Consider the following 20,642-nt stretch of genomic DNA (forward strand, 5'->3'; position numbering starts at 1 on the left):
ATTAAAACCATGAACACTGAAATTTCAGGTGTAATATTTACCTACCTGCTCACGCTTGCAATTGCCATTCCCCTTGGCCGTTACATAGCCCGTATTTTTAAGGGCGAAAAAACCTGGCTCGATTTCCTGGCCCCTGTTGAACGTTTCATTTTTCGCTTCAGCGGCATCGATCCTAAAAAGGAAATGAACTGGAAACAGCATTTATTTGCCTTGCTTACCATTAACAGCGTATGGCTCATATATGCCTTTGTTTGTTTGATGGCACAAGGCCATTTACCGCTTAACCCCGATGCCAACCCGGGCCAATCGCCAGATACGGCCTTTAATACGGCCATCAGCTTCCTGGTTAACTGTAACCTGCAACACTACTCGGGCGAAAGCGGTGCCACTTACTTTACACAGCACTTTGTGTTTATGTTTTTGCACTTTGTATCGGCCGCTACCGGTATTGCCGCGCTTATTGTGCTGTACAAAGCCATGAAAGATAAGGTGACCGATAAATTAGGCAACTTTTGGGATTACTTTGTAAAAACCATCACCCGTGTTTTATTGCCTATCTCGTTTGTAATCGCTGTAATCTTCGCCTTTAATGGTATGACCACCAGCTACGCCGGTAAAGACACTTTTATTAGTATGCAAGGCGATACCGTCCACGTATCCCGCGGACCGGTTGCTGCCCTGGTAGCCATCAAACACTTGGGTACAAACGGGGGCGGCTGGTTTGGTGCCAACTCGGCCCACCCCATTGAAAACCCTAACTACTTAACCAACACGGTTGAACTGGTTGCACAGTTGATTATCCCTATCGCGCTGGTATTTGCCTTAGGTTTTTACCTTAATAAAAAGAAATTCGCTTATGTGATCTTTGGGGTGATGACCCTTGGGATGCTGCTGTTACTTATCCCAACCATGAATGCCGAACTCAATGGCAACCCTGCTATCGCTCATATGGGCATCAGCCAGCCAAATGGTGCCATGGAGGGTAAAGAGGTAAGGTTTGGTCCGGCCAACTCCGCCTATTGGAGCATCATGACAACCGTTACATCTACCGGTTCTGTTAACTCCATGCACGATAGCGCCATGCCGGTATCTGGTACCATGATGTTGCTGGGTATGATGGTTAACTGCTTTTACGGTGGTTGCGGTGTTGGTTTCCTTAACTTTTACATCTTTATCGTCATAGCAGTATTTATATCCGGCCTGATGGTAGGGCGAACACCTGAGTTTTTAGGACGCAAAATTGAGGCCCGTGAAATGAAGATAGCTTCACTGATAGCTTTACTTCACCCATTCATCATTTTGGTTGGGCTGGCCATATCATCATACGTGGTGGTACACATGCCGGGTGCCGATTGGGCTGTTAAGCCATCAACATGGTTAAATAACCCTGGTAACCATGGCTTTTCTGAAATGCTGTATGAGTATACCTCATCTGCCGCCAATAACGGATCGGGCTTTGAAGGTTTGGGCGATGGTAACATTTTCTGGAACGTAACCACCGGTATTGTAATGGTGTTGGGCCGGTTTTTACCAATCATTGGTCCGCTTGCTATAGCCGGTTTATTGGCCAACAAAAAATACATACCAGAATCGGCCGGTACACTTAAAAGCGATACCTCAACTTTTGGGCTGATGATCTTTGCGGTGATTGTAATTATAGCCGCCCTTTCATTCTTCCCAGCATTAGCCTTAGGTCCAATTGCCGAACATTTTTCTTTAAAATAATCATGAAAACCTCAAATACATTATTCCAGGGCGATCAGATGAAGGAAGCGTTTAAACAATCCTTCATCAAACTAAACCCACGCATACTGTTCCGTAACCCGGTTATGTTTACCGTTGAAATAGGTACTGCAGTAATGCTTATTGTTACTATATTTTCCTTTGCAAACAAAGGCCAGGGCAGCTTTGCCTATAACTTCACCGTGTTTTTGGTACTGTTGTTAACTGTACTGTTTGCCAACTTTGCCGAGGCCATTGCCGAAGCGCGTGGCAAGGCCCAGGCCGAAAGCCTGCGCAAAACCCGCGAAGAAACACCCGCCCGTTTGCTGGTTAACGGAAAAGAAACACAGGTAATGTCGTCCCAATTAAAAAAAGGCGATGTGTTCATTTGCGAAACAGGCGATAACATCCCTACCGATGGCGAGATCATTGAAGGTATTGCTACCATAGATGAATCGGCCATTACCGGCGAATCTGCCCCGGTGATCCGCGAATCTGGTGGTGATAAATCATCCGTAACCGGCGGTACCAAGGTTTTGTCTGATAAGATCAAAGTAATGGTAACCACCCAGCCCGGCGAAAGCTTTTTGGATAAAATGATTGCCCTGGTTGAAGGTGCATCGCGCCAGAAAACACCTAACGAGATCGCTTTAACCATCCTGCTATCAGGCTTTACACTCATCTTCGTTATCGTGTGTGTTACGCTGAAACCATTTGGCGACTATTCTAACACCCCTATAACCATAGCGGCATTCATTTCCCTGTTTGTTTGCTTAATCCCAACCACTATCGGTGGCCTGTTATCGGCCATTGGTATTGCCGGGATGGATAGGGCATTGCGTGCAAACGTAATCACCAAAAGCGGTAAAGCGGTTGAAACCGCCGGCGATTTGGACACTTTGCTTTTAGATAAAACTGGTACCATCACCATTGGTAACCGTAAGGCTACCAACTTTTACCCAACAACAGCGGTAAACGAACAGGATTTTGTAACGGCCTGCGTATTGAGTTCACTGGCCGATGAAACCCCCGAAGGTAAATCAATTGTTGAACTGGCAGAAACCGGCTCAAGCAAATTAAAGATAGTTGCTCCAAAAGATTCTGTCTTTATCAAGTTTACTGCCGAAACCCGTTCAAGCGGTTTGGATACACCCGATGGCTTACGCATCCGTAAAGGTGCTTTTGATTCTATCCGTAACATCGCCTTAAAAGCGGGTAACCCGTTCCCATCTGATGTGGAAGAGAATGTTAAAAAGATCTCCTCAAACGGTGGTACCCCATTGGTGGTATCGCAAAATGAAAAGATCCTTGGCGTAATTGAGCTGCAGGATATCATTAAACCCGGCATTGCCGAACGTTTTGACCGTTTACGTAAAATGGGTGTTAAAACAGTAATGGTTACCGGTGATAACCCCTTAACCGCCAAATTTATTGCCGAAAAAGCAGGTGTGGACGATTTTATTGCGGAGGCTAAACCCGAGGATAAAATGAACTACATTAAAAAAGAGCAACAAGGCGGCAAACTGGTAGCCATGATGGGCGACGGTACAAACGATGCCCCTGCTTTAGCCCAGGCCGATGTTGGCGTGGCCATGAACAGCGGTACCCAGGCGGCCAAAGAAGCCGGTAACATGGTTGATTTGGATAACGACCCAACCAAGCTAATCGAGATAGTAGAAATTGGTAAACAGCTGCTGATGACCCGTGGTACGCTAACCACTTTCTCTATCGCTAATGATGTTGCCAAGTACTTTGCCATTGTGCCGGCCTTGTTCATGGTATCTATACCGTCGTTAAGGGCACTAAACATCATGGCATTGCACAGCCCGGAATCGGCTATATTATCTGCCGTAATATTTAACGCCATTATTATCCCAATGCTGATACCATTGGCTTTACGCGGCGTGGAATACAAACCGATTGGTGCAAGCGCCTTGTTACGCCGTAACCTATTAATCTATGGTTTGGGCGGTATACTGATCCCATTCATAGGTATTAAACTAATTGACCTTGCCGTAGGCGTATTTTTATAGTACAGATTTGAGATGTGAGATATGAGATTTGAGACAGAATGGAAAAGTCGAAAATCTCATATCAAAGCACTCAAATCCAATTTAAAAGATGTGAGATAAGGAAATCTCATATCTCAAGTCTCATATCTCAAATCTAAAAAGAAAATGAAAACATATTTGTTGCCATCAATCAAGTTAACTATCATACTGATAGTAATTACTGCCGGTATTTATCCATTAGCGATAGCTGGCATAGGCAAATTCACCCCCGGCCATGGTGATGGGGAAACCGTAACTTACAAGGGCCGTGTGGTTGGCTATGCCAACGAAGGTCAAAAATTTACTAAAGACGAATACTTCTGGAGCCGTCCATCAGCAGTTGATTATAATGCTGCAGGTTCAGGAGGCTCAAACAAAGGCCCTTCAAACCCTGATTATTTGAAACAGGTAAGCGATAGGATCACCGATTTTATGAAACATAACCCAGGTGTTACCCGCTCACAGATTCCTGCCGAACTGGTTACAGCATCTGGTAGTGGTTTAGATCCTGATCTTTCGCCAGCAGGCGCGCAGGTACAGGTTGCCCGTATTGCTAAAGTACGTGGTATCCCTGCCGATGAGTTAACCAAATTGGTTGATGCTCATACCGAAAAGCCATTGTTTGGTGTATTTGGCCCGGCTAAAGTAAACGTATTGAAATTGAACGTAGCTTTAGATGAGCTAAAAAAATAGTATGAATGTTAGTATAGTTAAGCTTGGTTGTTAATTATATGTTAGTTTGATGAACATGCATACGCTAAAAGGGGATTCTGTCGGAATCTCCTTTTATAAAGCCCCCTCTAAATCTCCCCCTGAAGGGGGAGACTTTTGATTTTATTGTTCTGCAATTTAGTAGCGGAAATAGATGGGGAATTAAAAATTGTATGAATCCCTGTAATAAAGGGGATTGAAAAAGTAACGGATAAGTTAAATTTTAAAAGTCTCCCTTTAGGGGGGGATTTAGAGGGGGCTTGGGCTTCTTATGGAAGAAAACAAAGAACAGTCGGTTGAGCACTTTCTGGAATTGATCAAAAAATCAAGGCGGGGGAAGTTTAAGGTTTACATAGGCATGAGTGCTGGTGTGGGTAAAACCTACCGCATGCTGTTGGAGGCCCAGGCTTTGCTGCGCAACGGTATCGATGTTAAAATTGGTTACATTGAAACCCACAACCGCAAAGAAACTGTTGCCCAGTTAGAAGGCCTGCCGGTGATTCCCCGTCGCAAATTATTCTATAAGGGGAAAGAACTGGAAGAGATGGACCTGAAGGCTATCATCAGCCTGCGTCCAGAGGTCGTTTTGGTTGATGAGCTGGCGCACAGCAATATTGAAGGCAGCAGCAACGAAAAACGCTGGCAGGATGTAATGGAGATTTTAAATGCGGGGATTAATGTAATCAGCGCGGTAAATATTCAGCACATGGAAAGCCTGAATGAAGAGGTAGAGCGCATTACCGGGGCCACGATCAATGAGCGAATCCCCGATAAGGTTTTACAACTGGCAGATGAGGTGGTAAATATAGATCTTACAGCCGATGAACTGATTGATCGTTTAAAGGAAGGCAAGATCTACGATGCCAAAAAAGTGCCTACCGCGCTCAATAATTTTTTCCAGTCTGATAGGATCCTGCAACTGCGCGAGCTTGCCCTGCGCGAAGTTGCACACCAGGTTGAGCGGAAGATAGATATTGAGATCCCCAAAACCATTAAACTACGGGCCGAACTTTTTTTGGCCTGTATCAGTACAAATGATGCATCGGCAAAAATAATTATCCGTAAAACGGCAAGGCTGTCATCATACTACCGATCCAAATGGTTTGTTTTGTATGTACAAACTGCGGGCGAAAGCAGCGACAAAATAAACCTGGCGTCGCAACGTCACCTTATTAATAATATGAAACTGGCCACCCAACTGGGCGGACAGGTACTAAAAATAAAAAGCGACAGGATAGCCCAAACCATTTGGGAAACTGCCGAAAAATACGACATCACCACCATTTGCATAGGTAAGCCCCGGTTTAAATTTTACCAGCTTATTATGAAAACAGCGGTGTTTACCCAACTACTAAATAAAATGTCTAAAACTGATATTGACCTTGTAATACTATCATAATCATGACTATTAAAAATAAACTCCGCACCGGCATCGGCTTTCTGTTTGTATTGGCATTAATTTGCTGCGGTTTGTCGGTATATTTTCTTAACCGCCTATCGGCAGATGCCGGGGTAATTTTAAAGGATAACTACAAAACCCTGCAATTTGGGCAAAATATCCTGGATGCGATTGATGGCAACACAGGCCTTATAACGACCAAACAGTTTGCCGATATAGATAAAAACCTCGCTCTGCAGCAGCACAACGTAACCGAGCCTGGCGAGCAACAGCTTACCGATTCGTTAACGGCTGTGTATCAAACTATCAAACTGAATAATAAAGATGCCGCCAAAGAGGTTATTTTAATAAGTCAGGCGCGTCACCTGGTGTACGGAATCATGCGCTTGAACATGGCGGCCATATCGCATAAGAATGATGTGGCATCTGATACGGCCAAACGTGCTAATGTATTGGTTGCTATCAGCGCTTTTTTACTGTTCACTATAGCATTTACTTTCGCAGTGAATTTCCCTGGTTATATTGCCGATCCGTTAAAGGAATTAACAGCAAGGATTAGGGATGTATCGAACCGTAATTACCATCAACAAATTGATTTTAAATCTGACGATGAATTTGGTGAATTAGGGCAGGCCTTTAACACCATGACCAGAAAGCTGGATGAGTATGAAAACAGCAACCTGGCCAGTATCCTGTTTGAGAAAAAACGGATTGAAACCATTATCAACACCATGCAGGATGCTATTGTTGGTTTGGATGAAAAGCAGTTTATCATATTTGCCAACGAAGTGGCCTGTAACCTTATTGGCATGAGTACTGAGCAGCTTACCGGTGCTTATGCCCCTGATGTGGCCCTTGAAAATGACCTTCTTCGCAATTTGCTGATAACCGATCAACCCAAACTGAAAATTTTTGCAGATAACCGGGAAAGCTTTTACAGTCGCGAATCCTTATCGGTAAGCAGTAAAAATAAAGTGATTGGTAAGGTGATCATCCTGAAAAATATCACCGAATACCAACAGTTAGACGAGGCTAAAACCAATTTTATAGCAACCATATCGCACGAATTAAAAACGCCGATATCATCTATAAAAATGAGCCTGAAGCTGTTGGAGGATGACCGCATTGGCGAGGTAAATACCGAGCAAAGACAGCTGTTAGAAAACATTGATGATGATGCCCGCCGACTGCTGCAAATAACCGGCGAACTGTTGGATATGGCACAGGTTGAAACCGGCAAACTGCAGCTTAACTTCGGCAGTACGCACCCCAAAAACATTGTTGAGTACGCAGTAAAAGCTATCAAATTTATTGCGGATCAAAAGCAGGTAAGCATTAAAGTGAAATGTGACGACAGTTTGCCACAAGTACACGCCGATTTGGACAAGACTACCTGGGTGCTCATCAACCTGCTATCAAACGCTATAAAATATAGTCATGAAAAATCGGTGGTAGAGCTGGTGGTTAAGAAACATAAAAGTGATGAGATCGAGTTTTCGGTACAGGATCATGGTAAAGGCATCGAGGATCAATACCTGTCGCGCCTGTTTGAACGTTACTTTAAAGTGCCCAACGCCACCGCCGAACAAACGGGTACAGGTTTAGGTCTGGCAATAGCCAAAGATTTTATTGAAGCGCAATCAGGGCATATAGGCGTTGATAGTGAAATAGGTGCAGGCAGCAGGTTTGCTTTTACGCTGAAGAGGGCTGTGTGATTGCCAATTATGTCATACGGGTTTTAAAATCCGGCGGACTTTGAAGGCGGAATGACGTCAAAAAAAAGGTGTCATGCTGAGCCTGTCGAAGCACGCGGGCAAAGGCCTCTGCGCACGAGTCTTCGACAGGCTCAGACTGACCGGCCCGCCATCACTTATAAAAATCGAATACGTCATTGCGAGTTGTAAAATTTCGCGAAAATCTGAAGGTAGAATGACATAATTTAAATATCTCTCCAACAAAAAACGCCCGGCATTTGCCGGGCGTTTTTCGTTTATTTTTTAGTCCAAACGTTATTGTCGGGATTGTAATCTGGTAATACTTTGTCCGGGTCGTAGGTAACAGAATCAATTTCTTCTGTTGATGGATATTTGAATGTCCAGCTGGCATTGCGTTCCCAAATTTCAACAGGTAGTTTCATGCGTTCAACTTTGCCGCTTTTGGTTTTTATTTCCAAAATAACCGGCATAGCCATTTTACCAAGGTTATCAATGGTGATCATTGCACCTTTGGTAGCGTCGTTATCAACATATTTAACATCGCTTACGGCAACATCTAAACGCCAGTCGTTAAGGAACCAGCCTCTCCAAAACCATTGCAAGCTTTCGCCCGATGCATTTTCGATAGTACGGAAGAAATCATCAGGTGTAGGGTGTTTAAATGCCCAACGGTTGATGTAGGTTTTAAACGCGAAATCAAAGCGCTCCGGACCTAAAATTTGCTCGCGCAGCAATACCAAACCTGCACTTGGTTTTGAGTACAATAAAGTACCTGTATTTCTTTCTTTAAGGTTGGCCGGCTGGCTTAGTATCGGCTCCAAATCTGGCCTGGTAAACAGCGCACCTGTTTTGTGCATATCGCCAGGTTTCCTGTAGTACTCGCCGCTATTAAAGTTTTGGGTAGATAGGGTATTGATGAAAGTGTTGAAACCTTCATCCATCCAACCATATAGGCGCTCATTTGAGCCAACGATCATCGGGAACCAGGTATGACCAAACTCGTGATCATTTACACCCCAAAGACCGCCTTTTTTTGCAGTATATCCGCAAAATACAATGCCAGGATATTCCATACCGCCAACTATACCGGCAACGGCAGTAGCAGCAGGGTAAGGGAACTCAAACCATTTTGAGGAGTTATACTCAATTGATTTTTTTACATACTCCGTTGAACGTGACCAGGCCTCAGCGCCATCGCTTTCAACTGGGTAGGCAGATATAGCGATAGATTTTTTACCACTTGGCAGGTCCATTTTAGCAGCATCAACAATAAATGATGCCGATGAAGCCCATGAAGCATCACGCGCGTTTTTGATTTTAAAGTGCCAGGTTAATGTTTTTTTACCGGCAGGGCGCGAAGCAGGGTTGGTAACCTCATCTGCCGAGCGGATCACTACAGTTTTTTCGCTGTTAGCAGCTTGTGCCCAACGTTTTTGCTGTTCTGGGGTATATACTTCGGTCGGGTTTAATAACTCGCCAGAAGCCACCACAATGTGATTTGCGGGAGCGGTAATGCTCAGGTCGAAATCGCCATACTCCAGGTAAAACTCACCCGGACCGGTGTAAGGCTGGGTGTTCCATCCTAATATTTCGTCATAAACACACATGCGTGGATACCATTGTGCTATAGTGTATATTTTACCGTTTTTTGATTTTTTATCATCCAGGTAACCCATACGGTCTGATCCGTAATTTGGCGATACAAATGAATATTCAATTTTTAACTTGGTAATGCCACCGTTTGCAGTAACCTGTTTTGGTAAAAATACCTGCATGCGGGTATCTGTGATCAGGAATTTAGCATCAACAGCTACACCTTTAGCATCAACATATTTTACCGATTTGATTTTGTAGCCGGCATCAAACGCCTCACCACGGCCCCAGTTACGGCTGCCGGTAGGCGGAACGATAGCGGTACCGCGAGAATCTAACTTAAATAAGTTTTGATCTAACTGCATCCATAAAAAGCCGAGGTTTTGCGGACTGTTATTAGTATAAGTTAATGTTTCTGAACCGGTGATTTCATTGCTTTGGTCATTCAATGAAGCTGCCAATGTGTAATCAGCACGGTTTTGCCAGTATTTTGGACCGGGTTGGCCATCAGCCGCACGAAACTCAGTGCCGTTTTTGGTGTAAAACGGAGGCCCGAAAGTTTCATGATAATTGTAATCAGAAGCAGGAGGTGTAGTGGTAGGAGGAGGGGTTGGGGCTTGCTGGGCGTTACCCACATTAAATGCAAGCACACAGGCCATGCTCAAGCCGGCCATCAATTTTAGTTTCATATCAGTCAATTTTTGAATATACAAAGCAAGTATACGCAAAAATGCCTTTTTATATTACTGGTAAAATGATTGTTACGCTTTTATTAATTAGTGAGTTAGCGAATTGGTGAATTAGTGATTGATTTGGTAATGGTCTATCAATCAGGTGGATTTTATTGGATGGGAGGTAGTGTTTTGTAAGGCGCTTGGGAAATTAAATGCGAACGATAGGAGGCACCTACCGGAGCCAAATCGTTGCCTTTTATTTTTCCTATAAACACGGGGCTACGCTGTAGCCCGAAAAGCAAAATGGCTCCGTAGGTGCCCCGTGTTTATAGCGAAAAACGCTTTGTTTTTTGGCTCCGTTAGGTGCCTCCTATCGAAAACTTTTTTTTGTATCCTGGATATTTTCGCAGTTTCCTACTTCAAAAAATGATCGGCATAAACCTTTTCGTCAAAGCCAAAAAACAGGAAGCCATTATCTTCAATAACCGGGCGTTTGATCATGCTGGTTTTCTGTTGCAGTAGTTGTAAGGCGTCGGTATTGGTTTTAACGCTTTCTTTAACGGCGGGGTCAAGCTGTTTCCAGGTGAGGCCTTGTTTGTTCAAAAACTTTTCGTAACCGGCTTTGGTATCCCATTCCTGCAATTTTTCGGTGCTTACGCCCAGCTTTTTAAAATCCTGGAAATCGTAATCAACGTGGTTGGCTTTAAGCCAGTCGAGCGCTTTTTTTACTGTATTGCAATTGGTAATTCCGTAAACTTTCATGGTGTAGTTAATTTTTGATGAACGTCCCAAAATTAAACTTTTGCAGGTTTATTTTATGTAAAATAATAAATCTTACGGGGGCAAACGCATCTAAAGTGGGTTAACATAACTTAACACATTTCAGATATAATATATTGTAAATATTTGATAATCAATATGTTGAATTTTAACAAGGTTAACACTAAAATGTGTATCCCGCAATTTAGGCGCATCCAAATATTTGTGCCTGTTGTTGGCCAATATAAGTCCATTCAATGCCTGGATCATTTAACCAGGACCAAGGAATAAAAACAAGGTATCGTTTGATGCTGCGTTTGCCCGGTAAACCTCACATCCGGTTATACAAAAAGCCAGGCAAATGCTTAATGATAAACGCGATAAGCCGCCACCGTTTGGTTATATAAACCACCTTACACTTGCTTTCAATAGCCCTGTAAATTTGTAATGCCGCTTTTTTTGGCGATGCGACCCAGAACAGACCTTCGCCTTTAGCCATTGGTGTATCCACAAAACCGGGACGGGCATCAGTGATAAATATTGGAAGCTTAAGATTAACCGCCTTTTGCCTTAATCCCTGTAAATAATTAATTTGATATGCCTTTGATGCATTATAAGCCGGCGCATGCCGCCCACCACGGAGGCCTGCAATAGAAGTGATGGCAGCCAAATGTCCTGATTTTTGCTGCTCAAAAAAATTAAAAGCCCAGTCGGCAACAGCAGTAAAGCCGGTTACATTCACGGCATTGGTTTGGTTCTCTATTTGGGGATCAAGGGATGGATTTAAATCGCCGGTGCCCGAGCTTATGATCAGCAGGTCAAGCCCGCCTAACTCATTCACCAGCTTTGTTAAATTTTGCGGCATGGTGTTGATATCGGTAACATCAAAAACGGATGCTACAAACTTGCCAGGTTTTAACTCTTGTAGTTCTGCTAATAATTCGCTGCGCCTGCCGGTTATGCCCACCTGGTAATTGTTGTTGGCCAGTAAAATGGCCAACTCTTTGCCAATCCCGGATGTAGCGCCAACAACTATCGCTTTTTTCATGGTTTCAATATAGCTATATCTATTGGTTTCCGCCGCCGCTTTTGCTGCCGCCGCCTTTGGTGTCATCGTTATTGATGCCGCGCTGGTTTTTCTTAATCTCGCTGTTCAACTTACCAAATTTATAGTTTAGCCTGATAGCGAAGTTGCGATAAGGATTTGTGCCACTATAACTATTATAAAAATCGACGGTTTTAGTGTAACCTGTGTAGGTGCGGTATTTACTGTAAGGGTTGTTAGATACCAGCGATACCGTGAACTTTTTATTGAAAAACTCTTTTGAAAGCACGTATGAGTTAAATATAAACGCGCTTGATTTACCTTGTAAAGCTACATCGCCGCTAAAGAAACCGGCATCAAGGGCCAGGCGGTAACCGCCGTTAAATTTGTAGGCCAGGTTTCCAAACGCGTTGCCTGTGTAACCCTGGTTGGTATAAAACTTACCATTATAGGTTCCCTTAAGCCAGATGTGCGAGATCTGCCCGTTTATACTGAATGTAAATTGCTTGGTGATATTAAAGTTGGTGTTCAAATTCAAACCCAAAGTTTTGTTGCTGCCCAGGTTTTGATATGAGGTATAAGTAACCGTATCCAGTTTATTTGACGATGTTTTATCAATCTGAAAATTACTGATCTGCTGAATGGAGTTATTGGAGAACGCGTAGCTTAAACCAGCGTTGATAGATCCCTTGGAGAAATTGCTGTAAGTAAACTCAAAAGTATTGTTGAGTTCGGGGCGCAAATCCGGGTTACCTGTTGTGATAAATTTAGGGTTCGACCGATCTACAAAAGGGTTAAGCTGGTAAATACCCGGGCGCTGGATGCGTTGTGTAAAACCAAAATTAAAGCTGCTGGTTTTAAAACTGCGTTGTATAGATACCGATGGAATAAGGTTGTTGTATCCTCTATCTAACGGTGTGCCTGCAAAGTCGGCACTGATTTGGGTATGTTCCAGGCGCAGGCCGGCTTTGGCCGTCCATTTGGTAAATTTTATCTGGTACGAGTTGTAGGCGCTGTATACATCCTGGTGATAATTGAATTTATTGGTTTGAGCAGTGTCAGATAAGTATTCGCCGGTGTTATTGTCCAGGTTTTCGCGTTGGAAATCATTGAAATTGTTACGTAAAATTACCTTACCACCCGCTTCCAGTGTGAGTTTTTTAAAGGGGTATACATAATCTAACTGAAAGGTATGCTCCCTGCTACCCGGGTTATTGTATTGACGAAAGTCGGGATTATTCAATGCATCAAAATTAACCCTGTCGGTAAAAACGTTGCTGGTATATTGGTTGCTTGGCCCGTAGCTGTATTTATAGGATGCGGTAAGCAACTCATCTTTAATGTTTTTAAAACCCAACTGGTAGTTAACAGATATATCTGTACCCTGATCGTGGTTAGTGCCGTCAGATGTGCCGGTATATGATTGGCTCACCGCCCCGGTTTTATCTGTTTGCTTAGTGTACTGTACGCTGTTTTGATTAAAGTTACCACGAAACAGCTCAAATGATGCGGTTAATAAGTTCAAAGTATCTATTTCATAGCTCAATTCGGCATTAGCGTATTTGTATTTGCCGCCAAAAGAGCCTGTACTGTTTTGCGCTAAAATTGATTGCGTAGCAAATTGCGTTTGCGAACTTTGATTGCTGTTGTTTACCTTATTCTGATTGCCAAAACCGGCATAACCTGATAGACCGAACTTGCCTTGTTTAACTGTTGCGTTGAGGTTGTAACCTGGTCCCCAGATGCTGTTGTAGCGCATATTTACACTGCCGTTATAGCCCTGGTCCGCATTTTTTTTGGTGATGATGTTGATGATACCCGATAACCCCTCTGCATCATATTTTGCCGGTGGCGTGGTGATCACCTCTATTTTTTCAATATTGGTGGCCGGCATCGCCTTCAGCACATCCGATGGATTTTTTGCCATCAAGGCCGATTCCTTGCCATTTATGAGGATCTTGTAGTTGCCGCTCCCTTTTAGTTTGATCTTATCGTCGCCATCTACAGCCAAAAGCGGCACTTTACGCATCATATCCAGGGCAGATATCGCTTTGCTTTCCGGATCGGCGGTTACATCGTAGGTTAGCCGGTCAACCTCCTGTTTCATCACAGGCCTTACGGCAGTAATGTTTACCTCACCCAGTTGCTTACTGGAAGCCGATATATAGATCCTTCCTAAATCAGTTATATTACCACTTAGTTTAACAGGAATGGTTTTAGATGCATAGCCTACAAAAGCCACTGCTAACTGATACGTTTTACCTTCAGCGGCTTTCAATTCAAAACTGCCATCGTCCTTAGTTAAACCACTTTTTACGGATGTTTTGGTTGCGGCATCCTGCAAAACAACGGTAACATATCCCAGGGGCTTATTAACTGCCGAATCAATAACTATACCTTTAACAGTAACGTTATTTATAGCGGGAGTTTGAGCTAATGCTAAAACGGAGAAGTAACAGCTAACGAGGGTGAGTAAAAATTGCTTCATAAGGTATTTAGGTGATAAGACGCCCTAAGATACCCATGTGTTGCAACAAGGAAAATATATTTAACAATTTTTAACTAATCCGTTAGTTAACAGCGGGAAAGGTTTATTTGTTAAACCTGGTCATGGTCAACTCGGTGCCGATGGTAGCAAAACCCTTGATCATTTCTATCGAGCGATCAATCAAAGCGGGTAACTCTGGTTTTTCATCCTCGTCAAAACTATTGAGCACGTAGTCAACCTGGCGGCCCTTTGGGAAGTTATCACTAACGCCAAAACGCAGGCGCGCGTAGTTGTTATGGCCAAGCGTAGCCTCAATGTTTTTTAACCCGTTATGACCGGCAGCGCTGCCTTTAGGTTTAAGGCGCAAGGTGCCTAAGGGCAGGGCAATGTCATCAACAATAACCAACACATTTTCAACCGGGATCTTCAAATCCTTCATCCAATGGTTAAGGGCTTTACCGCTCAGGTTCATGTAAGTAGTAGGCTTGATAAGGCAAAGTGTACGGCCTTTAAAAGATACCTCGGTATAATAGGCCAGGCGCATGCTGTAAAATTTTGCACCTTCCTGCTTAGCCAATTCATCCAGCACCATAAAACCGATATTATGCCTGGTATCAGCATATTCGGGACCAATATTTCCGAGTCCTACTATTAGATATTTCATGCCCCCTAACCCCCTGAAGGGGGAATTTTTGATTTACTTATTTATTGCGAAGATATTGCTTTTAACTAAAAACAGCGATAAGTAAACCTATCGCTGTTTTAATTTGTCCCTTTTATTCCCCCTTTAGGGGGTTAAGGGGCCATTACTTCTTGCCTGAAGCAGCTTCCTGCTCGGCCTGGCGTAATGCACGTGAAGTTGTTACTGAAACGATAGTATCTTCTTTGGCATTGGTAATTGTAAGGTTATCTAATTTAATATCAGATACTTTTACAGATTTACCAACTTCCAATTCTTCGATACTTACTTCAATAGCATCTAAGTGCTGGCTTGGCAATGCTTTGATACGCAGTTTCCTTAGTTTCTGAACTAATTTACCACCCACTTTAACACCTGGAGAAGTTCCTGTTAATTTAACAGGGATCTCGATAGTGATTGGCTTTTTCTCGTCAAGCAACAAAAAGTCGATGTGGATGATTTGTTCAGTTAATGGGTGAAACTGAATGTCTTTGATGATAGCTTGTGATTTAACACCAGCAATGTCAAGATCGATGAAATGAACAACCGGAGTGTAAACTACGGCTCTCAGATCAGCTGCGGACACTGAAAAGTGGGTTTGTGTAGCCCCACCGTAAAGAACTGCAGGCACTAAGCCTAAGTAACGCAGCTCTTTAGCGTCTCTTTTCCCTACGTTCTCTCTTGGAGAACCGCTAATAGCAATTGATTTCATTTGTTTGTATTTATTATTTATTTAAGTTCATGGTTCATAGATCATTGTTCATGGTCTAATCCTCACAAAGTCTTTATTAAGTTCATGGTTTATAGATCATCGTTCATGGTATCTATGTCCATTCGCTTTTAACGTCGTTAACAGTTCTTCGCCGATGATTTTACTATGAACCATCAACTATGAACTATATGCTCCTATCAATCTACCTTAAACAACTGGCTTATTGAGCCGTGCTCGCTTACGTTGTTTATCGCCTTTGCAAAAAGCTCGGCAGTTGATAATACTTTTATTTTCGGACTTGGATGTTTCAGCGGGATGGTATCGGTAACTATCAGTTCGGTTAATACCGAGTTTTCGATAGTTTCATACGCTTTGCCCGATAATACAGGGTGGGTACAAACCGCTCTTACGCTGCGTGCGCCACGCTCCATGATTAGTCCTGCTGCTTTGGCCAGTGTACCGGCCGTATCGCAAATATCGTCTATCAATACAATATCCTGGTCGGTTACATCACCTATCAGGGTCATGCTTTCAATTTCATTTGCACGCTTGCGGCGTTTATCACAAATTACAACCTCGGCATTAAAAAATTTGGCAAAACCACGTGCCCTGTATGAACCACCCATATCTGGTGATGCAATGGTTAAAGCCTTTAAACCAAGACTTTTAATGTATGGCACAAAAATGATTGAGCCATCCAGGTGGTCAACCGGGATATCAAAAAAGCCCTGAATTTGCGCTGCGTGCAAATCCATGGTCATGATGCGGTTAATACCTGCGGCAACTAATAAATTAGCTACCAATTTCGCGCTTATAGCCACGCGGGGCTTATCTTTTCTATCCTGCCGGGCCAAACCGAAGTAAGGTACCACAGCACTTACATAATGTGATGATGCACGGCGGGCGGCATCAACCATCATTAGCAATTCCATCAGGTTATCAGTTGGCTGGTGCGTGCTTTGAATCAAAAACACATCACATCCTCTGATCGATTCATTAAAATGAGGCTGAAATTCGCCGTCACTAAAACGGGAGATAACCACATCGCCCAGTTCCTGGCCATAAGCATCAGCAATTTTATTTGCCAATTCTGTTGAGCCCGAACCTGAGAATAATTTAACCGGATTAAATTGTAAAGGCATCTTTTATGATTTTGGATTTGGGATGTTCAATTTTGGATTTAACTGGCCGTCAATTTGTTATTATTGACAGGCAAAGCAATTAGTTCTTTTAGTAACCTCCTAAAACACAATTCGGATTTCAATTTTTTAAAACGGAATAAATCCGAAATCAAAAATTCGAAATCCGAAATTTTATTGTTGCCCGACCAGGATTCGAACCTAGACAAACGGTACCAAAAACCGTCGTACTACCATTATACTATCAGGCAATCTCCTTTGGTTTGTTTTTTACTCCCCGAAAAGGAATGCAAATATAAGACGATTTTTTAACTCTCAAAACAGAATTTAAAAAAAGTATTTTTTTTGTGCAAAGTGGCTTAAAACGGGTTAAAAAGTGTTAATGGGGCGGTTTTGTTTTTAGCATAGGGATAGTTTTTCTTACTTTCGGGCTACATTAAACCTCTTGCTATCGAATTTATCCGATATGAACTACAATAAGATCAATAATATTTTTGGCTGGATAGCCTTCCTAATTGCGGCCTTAACCTACATTTTAACCCTGGAGCCGTCCGCCAGCTTTTGGGATTGCGGCGAATTTATAGCCTGTATTTATCGTTTGCAGGTAGCACACCAGCCGGGAGCTCCTTTGTTTACCATGATAGGCAAAGTGTTTACCCTACTATCAATGGGTAATGATAACAAAGTTGCTTATTGGGCCAATATGGCATCAGCATTAGCCAGCGGGGCCACTATCATGTTCCTATTTTGGACGGTGACCGCCCTTGCTAAAAAAATCCTGGTAAAAAAAGCGGATGACTTGAACGTAGGTAACCTGATCATTATTATAGGTTCTGGCCTGGTTGGCGCATTGGCCTATGCATGGTCAGATACGTTTTGGTTTTCGGCAGTGGAGTCTGAGGTTTACGCGCAATCGTCCTTATGCACTGCAATAGTTTTTTGGGCTATATTGAAATGGGATGCCCACGCAGATGAGCCGCATGCCAACAAGTGGATCGTATTTATAGCCTACATTATGGGTTTATCTATCGGCATTCACTTATTAAACTTATTGGTGATCCCGGCTATCGCGTTGGTGATATACTTCCGTAAGGCCAAAAACATTACGGCCCAGGGTACTATTATCGCTTTTTTGGCGGGTATTGTGTCTGTAGCGTTTGTATTGTGGGGAGTTATCCAGTTTACGGTAAAAGGCGCGGCCTACTCCGATCTGCTTTTTGTTAACACCCTTGGGATGGGTTTTGGTAGTGGGGCGATAGTTTTCTTCGTTTTAATGATTGCGACTATAGGCACAGGTATTTATTTCACTATTAAACAATCGCAAGTGGCTATCATAGCATCTGCTGTATGTTTTATACTGGCGCTTGGGATCAGTACCGGCATTGTTGGCGCTATAGTAGGTGTGGCTTTATTGGGTATATTGGAGTATGTGGTAAAAATAAGGGAAAGGCGTTTTGCGCTGAACAGCTTTTTTGTTTGCCTGTTATTCATCTTGTTTGGTTACAGTTCTTTTGTAATGATTGTTGTACGTGCCAAGGCCGACCCTAATTTAAATAACAGTGATCCTCAGGATGCTTTCGCCTTGAATAGCTACTTAAACCGCGATCAATATGGCGATACACCTTTATTATACGGCCAGTTTTTTGATTCGACCCCAACAGACCAAACCGAAGGGGCTACCATTTATCGGCGAGGTAAGGAAAAGTATGAGGTTGCCGGTAAAAAGTTGACTACCATCTATGACCGTAATACCATCTTCCCGCGTATGTTTAGCGATAAGGCTGGGCACCCCCAGTTTTATAAGGCCTGGAGTAAATTGGGTGACGGTGAAAAGCCAACCTTTGGTACCAACCTTGGCTTTTTTACCACCTGGCAAATTAACCAGATGTACACCCGTTACTTTTTATGGAATTTTGTAGGCCGCACAAATGATCTTGATGGCCAAACAAGCAATAGCGGGGCCGACGGTAACTGGATAAGCGGCTGGAATTTTAATAAACCGCTGCCGGCCGCTGTAACCCAAAGCAAAAGCTATAACCGTTTATACTTTTTACCGCTTATTGTTGGTTTGGTGGGTTTGTTCTTCCACTTTAAAAAAGATCAGCAAAATGCCGGTGTAGTATTGGTGCTTTTCTTTTTTACAGGCTTAGCCATTGTGCTTTATCTTAACCAGGACCCATTACAACCGCGTGAACGGGATTATGCCTACGCAGGGTCGTTTTATGCTTTTGCTATTTGGATTGGCTTAGGCGTAATGGGTATTGCCGATGTGTTAAGGACAAAGCTTGATGCCAAAACCAGCGGTATTATCGCTACTGTAGTATGTTTGTTGGTTGCGCCGGTATTAATGGCCAGCCAGGAGTGGGACGATCATGACCGCTCCACCAAGCTTACCCCGCATGATATGGCTTACAACTACCTTAATTCCTGCGCGCCAAACGCCATATTGTTTACTTATGCCGATAATGACACCTACCCGCTTTGGTACATACAGGAAGTTGAGCATGTACGCCCTGACGTGCGCATTGTGAACTTAAGTCTGCTGGGTACCGATTGGTATATCCGCGGCATGAAACATAAGATGAATGAATCTGAGCCTTTGCCCATCACCATGCCCGATGAGAAGTTTAAAACAGGTGTACGCGATGTGATCTATTTTAACGACCGGAAAATTCCTGGTAATGTGGAGTTGAAAGAGGTTTTTGATTTTATGACCTCCGACGATAAAGCGGCCATGGTAGAATATAATAATGGCGAACAAGGTAATTATCTGCCAACCAAAAATTTCAAAATAACAGTTAACCCTAATGAGGTTTTACAAAGCAATACTTTACCTGCAAGCGAAAAGGATAAGATTGTACCTGAAATAGACTGGACCTTTAAAGGAAGGTATGTGACCAAGGATGTTTTGGCTATGATGGATATCCTGGCGCATAACAACTGGAAACGGCCGGTTTATTTTGCTACAACCGTACCCGATGAAAACCTGATAGGTTTGGGTAAGTATTTATACAGCGAAGGTTTTGCCAACCGCTTGCTGCCGTTAAAACCGGATACAACAAGCCAGGCCGAGCTAACCAATACACCGGTGATGTACCAAAACATGATGACCAGGTTTAAATGGGGCAACATGAAAAATGCCGGCTACCTTGATCATGAATCAAACACGATGTTTTACCCGCTCATCAGCAGGCTTTACTCAACCCTGGCCGATAACCTGCTAAAGGAAGGGCACCCTGATCTGGCAAAAAACGCGTTGAAAAAATATGATGAGGTAATGCCGGATAATATCCCGAATACCGAGATAGCTATCCGCAAATATTACCTGGTAGAAACTGCCTACCGCCTTGGCGAAACAGCCATGGGCAACAAACTGGCCAACGTGGTTGATGCCTACATCACCAATCTGCTCGACTATAATTACACCCTGTTACAAAAGAACGAAGTAAGTATTGAAAGCAGGGATATTCAATACGCTATGTCGATGCTGAACGGCCTGGTTGAGCATACCCGCAACTTTAAACAACCTGAGCTGAACGCCAAGTTTGATAAACAGTTTAAAGGATACGAACAGAAGCTGGGAATGGGAGGGAAATAGAGGTTTTTAGAATTAAGAATAAAGAACCAAGAATTAAGACGCGCTTAGCCAACTTGTCATTGCGAGTTGTAAAATCCGCAGACTATGAAGGGGAAATGACGTAAAAGATTTGTCATCCTGAGGAACGAAGGATCTTCTTAGCCCTGCTAATTGCAGACTTTTATAGCGAAGAAGATCCTTCACTATGTTGCCAATGACACATATCTTAATGTATTGATTTTAAACCAATTGCATATTGTGTTTTTTAGCTAACCTTTTTAACGAAGCCAGTTCCTTACGTTTAATTTGTTCCTCATATTGTTTTATCCCCTGTTCAACGTAAGCAATTCCTTTGGTTAATGCATTATAGTAAGCCAT

Annotated in this window: 13 protein-coding genes and 1 tRNA gene; 6 read left to right on the top strand and 8 right to left on the bottom strand. The window is 43.1% G+C overall.

Features of this window, described 5'->3' with window-relative positions:
• Nucleotides 1-9: 9 nt before the first annotated feature.
• The 5 genes from kdpA (at nucleotide 10) to FHS10_RS13545 (ending at nucleotide 7,598) form a co-directional block, all read left to right on the top strand.
• Nucleotides 10-1,725: a potassium-transporting ATPase subunit KdpA gene (kdpA, locus tag FHS10_RS13525; RefSeq protein ID WP_259091471.1), complete on the top strand. Its 1,716-nt coding sequence runs from the start codon at nucleotides 10-12 to the stop codon at nucleotides 1,723-1,725.
• Between the two features lie 2 nt (nucleotides 1,726-1,727).
• Nucleotides 1,728-3,755: a potassium-transporting ATPase subunit KdpB gene (gene kdpB, locus FHS10_RS13530; RefSeq protein WP_259091472.1), complete on the top strand. Its 2,028-nt coding sequence runs from the start codon at nucleotides 1,728-1,730 to the stop codon at nucleotides 3,753-3,755.
• A 144-nt stretch (nucleotides 3,756-3,899) separates the two neighbouring features.
• The gene (locus FHS10_RS13535) at nucleotides 3,900-4,466 is read left to right on the top strand and encodes a K(+)-transporting ATPase subunit C (RefSeq protein ID WP_259091479.1); all 567 of its coding nucleotides are present in this window, start codon (nucleotides 3,900-3,902) and stop codon (nucleotides 4,464-4,466) included.
• Between the two features lie 289 nt (nucleotides 4,467-4,755).
• Entirely contained in the window at nucleotides 4,756-5,883 is a 1,128-nt protein-coding gene (locus FHS10_RS13540) for a sensor protein KdpD (protein WP_259091480.1), read from the top strand.
• Between the two features lie 2 nt (nucleotides 5,884-5,885).
• Nucleotides 5,886-7,598 (top strand): HAMP domain-containing sensor histidine kinase, encoded by a 1,713-nt coding sequence (locus FHS10_RS13545; RefSeq protein WP_259091481.1) that lies wholly within the window; start codon nucleotides 5,886-5,888, stop codon nucleotides 7,596-7,598.
• Between the two features lie 275 nt (nucleotides 7,599-7,873).
• Here the strand turns inward: FHS10_RS13545 and FHS10_RS13550 are convergent, their stop codons facing one another.
• The 8 genes from FHS10_RS13550 to FHS10_RS13585 form a co-directional block, all read right to left on the bottom strand.
• On the bottom strand, nucleotides 7,874-9,880 hold the full coding sequence (locus tag FHS10_RS13550) for a M1 family metallopeptidase (RefSeq protein ID WP_259091483.1): 2,007 nt from the start codon (nucleotides 9,878-9,880) through the stop codon (nucleotides 7,874-7,876).
• Nucleotides 9,881-10,279: 399 nt separating this feature from the next.
• A complete protein-coding gene (locus tag FHS10_RS13555; protein WP_259091484.1) occupies nucleotides 10,280-10,627 on the bottom strand; it encodes a Spx/MgsR family RNA polymerase-binding regulatory protein in 348 nt (115 codons plus the stop codon).
• 328 nt (nucleotides 10,628-10,955) lie between these two features.
• Nucleotides 10,956-11,738, bottom strand: a complete 783-nt coding sequence (locus FHS10_RS13560; RefSeq protein ID WP_259091486.1) for an SDR family NAD(P)-dependent oxidoreductase — start codon at nucleotides 11,736-11,738, stop codon at nucleotides 10,956-10,958.
• The gene (locus tag FHS10_RS13565) at nucleotides 11,692-14,157 is read right to left on the bottom strand and encodes a TonB-dependent receptor (RefSeq protein WP_259091488.1); all 2,466 of its coding nucleotides are present in this window, start codon (nucleotides 14,155-14,157) and stop codon (nucleotides 11,692-11,694) included. The genes FHS10_RS13560 and FHS10_RS13565 overlap by 47 nt, the downstream gene beginning before the upstream one ends.
• Nucleotides 14,158-14,260: 103 nt before the next feature.
• On the bottom strand, nucleotides 14,261-14,821 hold the full coding sequence (gene pth / locus FHS10_RS13570) for an aminoacyl-tRNA hydrolase (protein WP_259091490.1): 561 nt from the start codon (nucleotides 14,819-14,821) through the stop codon (nucleotides 14,261-14,263).
• 142 nt (nucleotides 14,822-14,963) lie between these two features.
• Nucleotides 14,964-15,548 (bottom strand): 50S ribosomal protein L25/general stress protein Ctc, encoded by a 585-nt coding sequence (locus FHS10_RS13575; protein ID WP_259091491.1) that lies wholly within the window; start codon nucleotides 15,546-15,548, stop codon nucleotides 14,964-14,966.
• Nucleotides 15,549-15,745: 197 nt separating this feature from the next.
• The gene (locus tag FHS10_RS13580) at nucleotides 15,746-16,690 is read right to left on the bottom strand and encodes a ribose-phosphate pyrophosphokinase (protein ID WP_259091493.1); all 945 of its coding nucleotides are present in this window, start codon (nucleotides 16,688-16,690) and stop codon (nucleotides 15,746-15,748) included.
• Between the two features lie 177 nt (nucleotides 16,691-16,867).
• Nucleotides 16,868-16,938, bottom strand: a tRNA-Gln gene (locus tag FHS10_RS13585).
• A gap of 215 nt (nucleotides 16,939-17,153) precedes the next feature.
• Here FHS10_RS13585 and FHS10_RS13590 point away from each other — a divergent pair.
• Nucleotides 17,154-20,285, top strand: a complete 3,132-nt coding sequence (locus FHS10_RS13590) for a DUF2723 domain-containing protein (RefSeq protein ID WP_259091494.1) — start codon at nucleotides 17,154-17,156, stop codon at nucleotides 20,283-20,285.
• The last annotated feature ends 357 nt before the right edge of the window (nucleotides 20,286-20,642 follow it).

It is taken from the genome of Mucilaginibacter dorajii (assembly GCF_024808255.1).
Lineage (GTDB): Bacteria > Bacteroidota > Bacteroidia > Sphingobacteriales > Sphingobacteriaceae > Mucilaginibacter > Mucilaginibacter dorajii.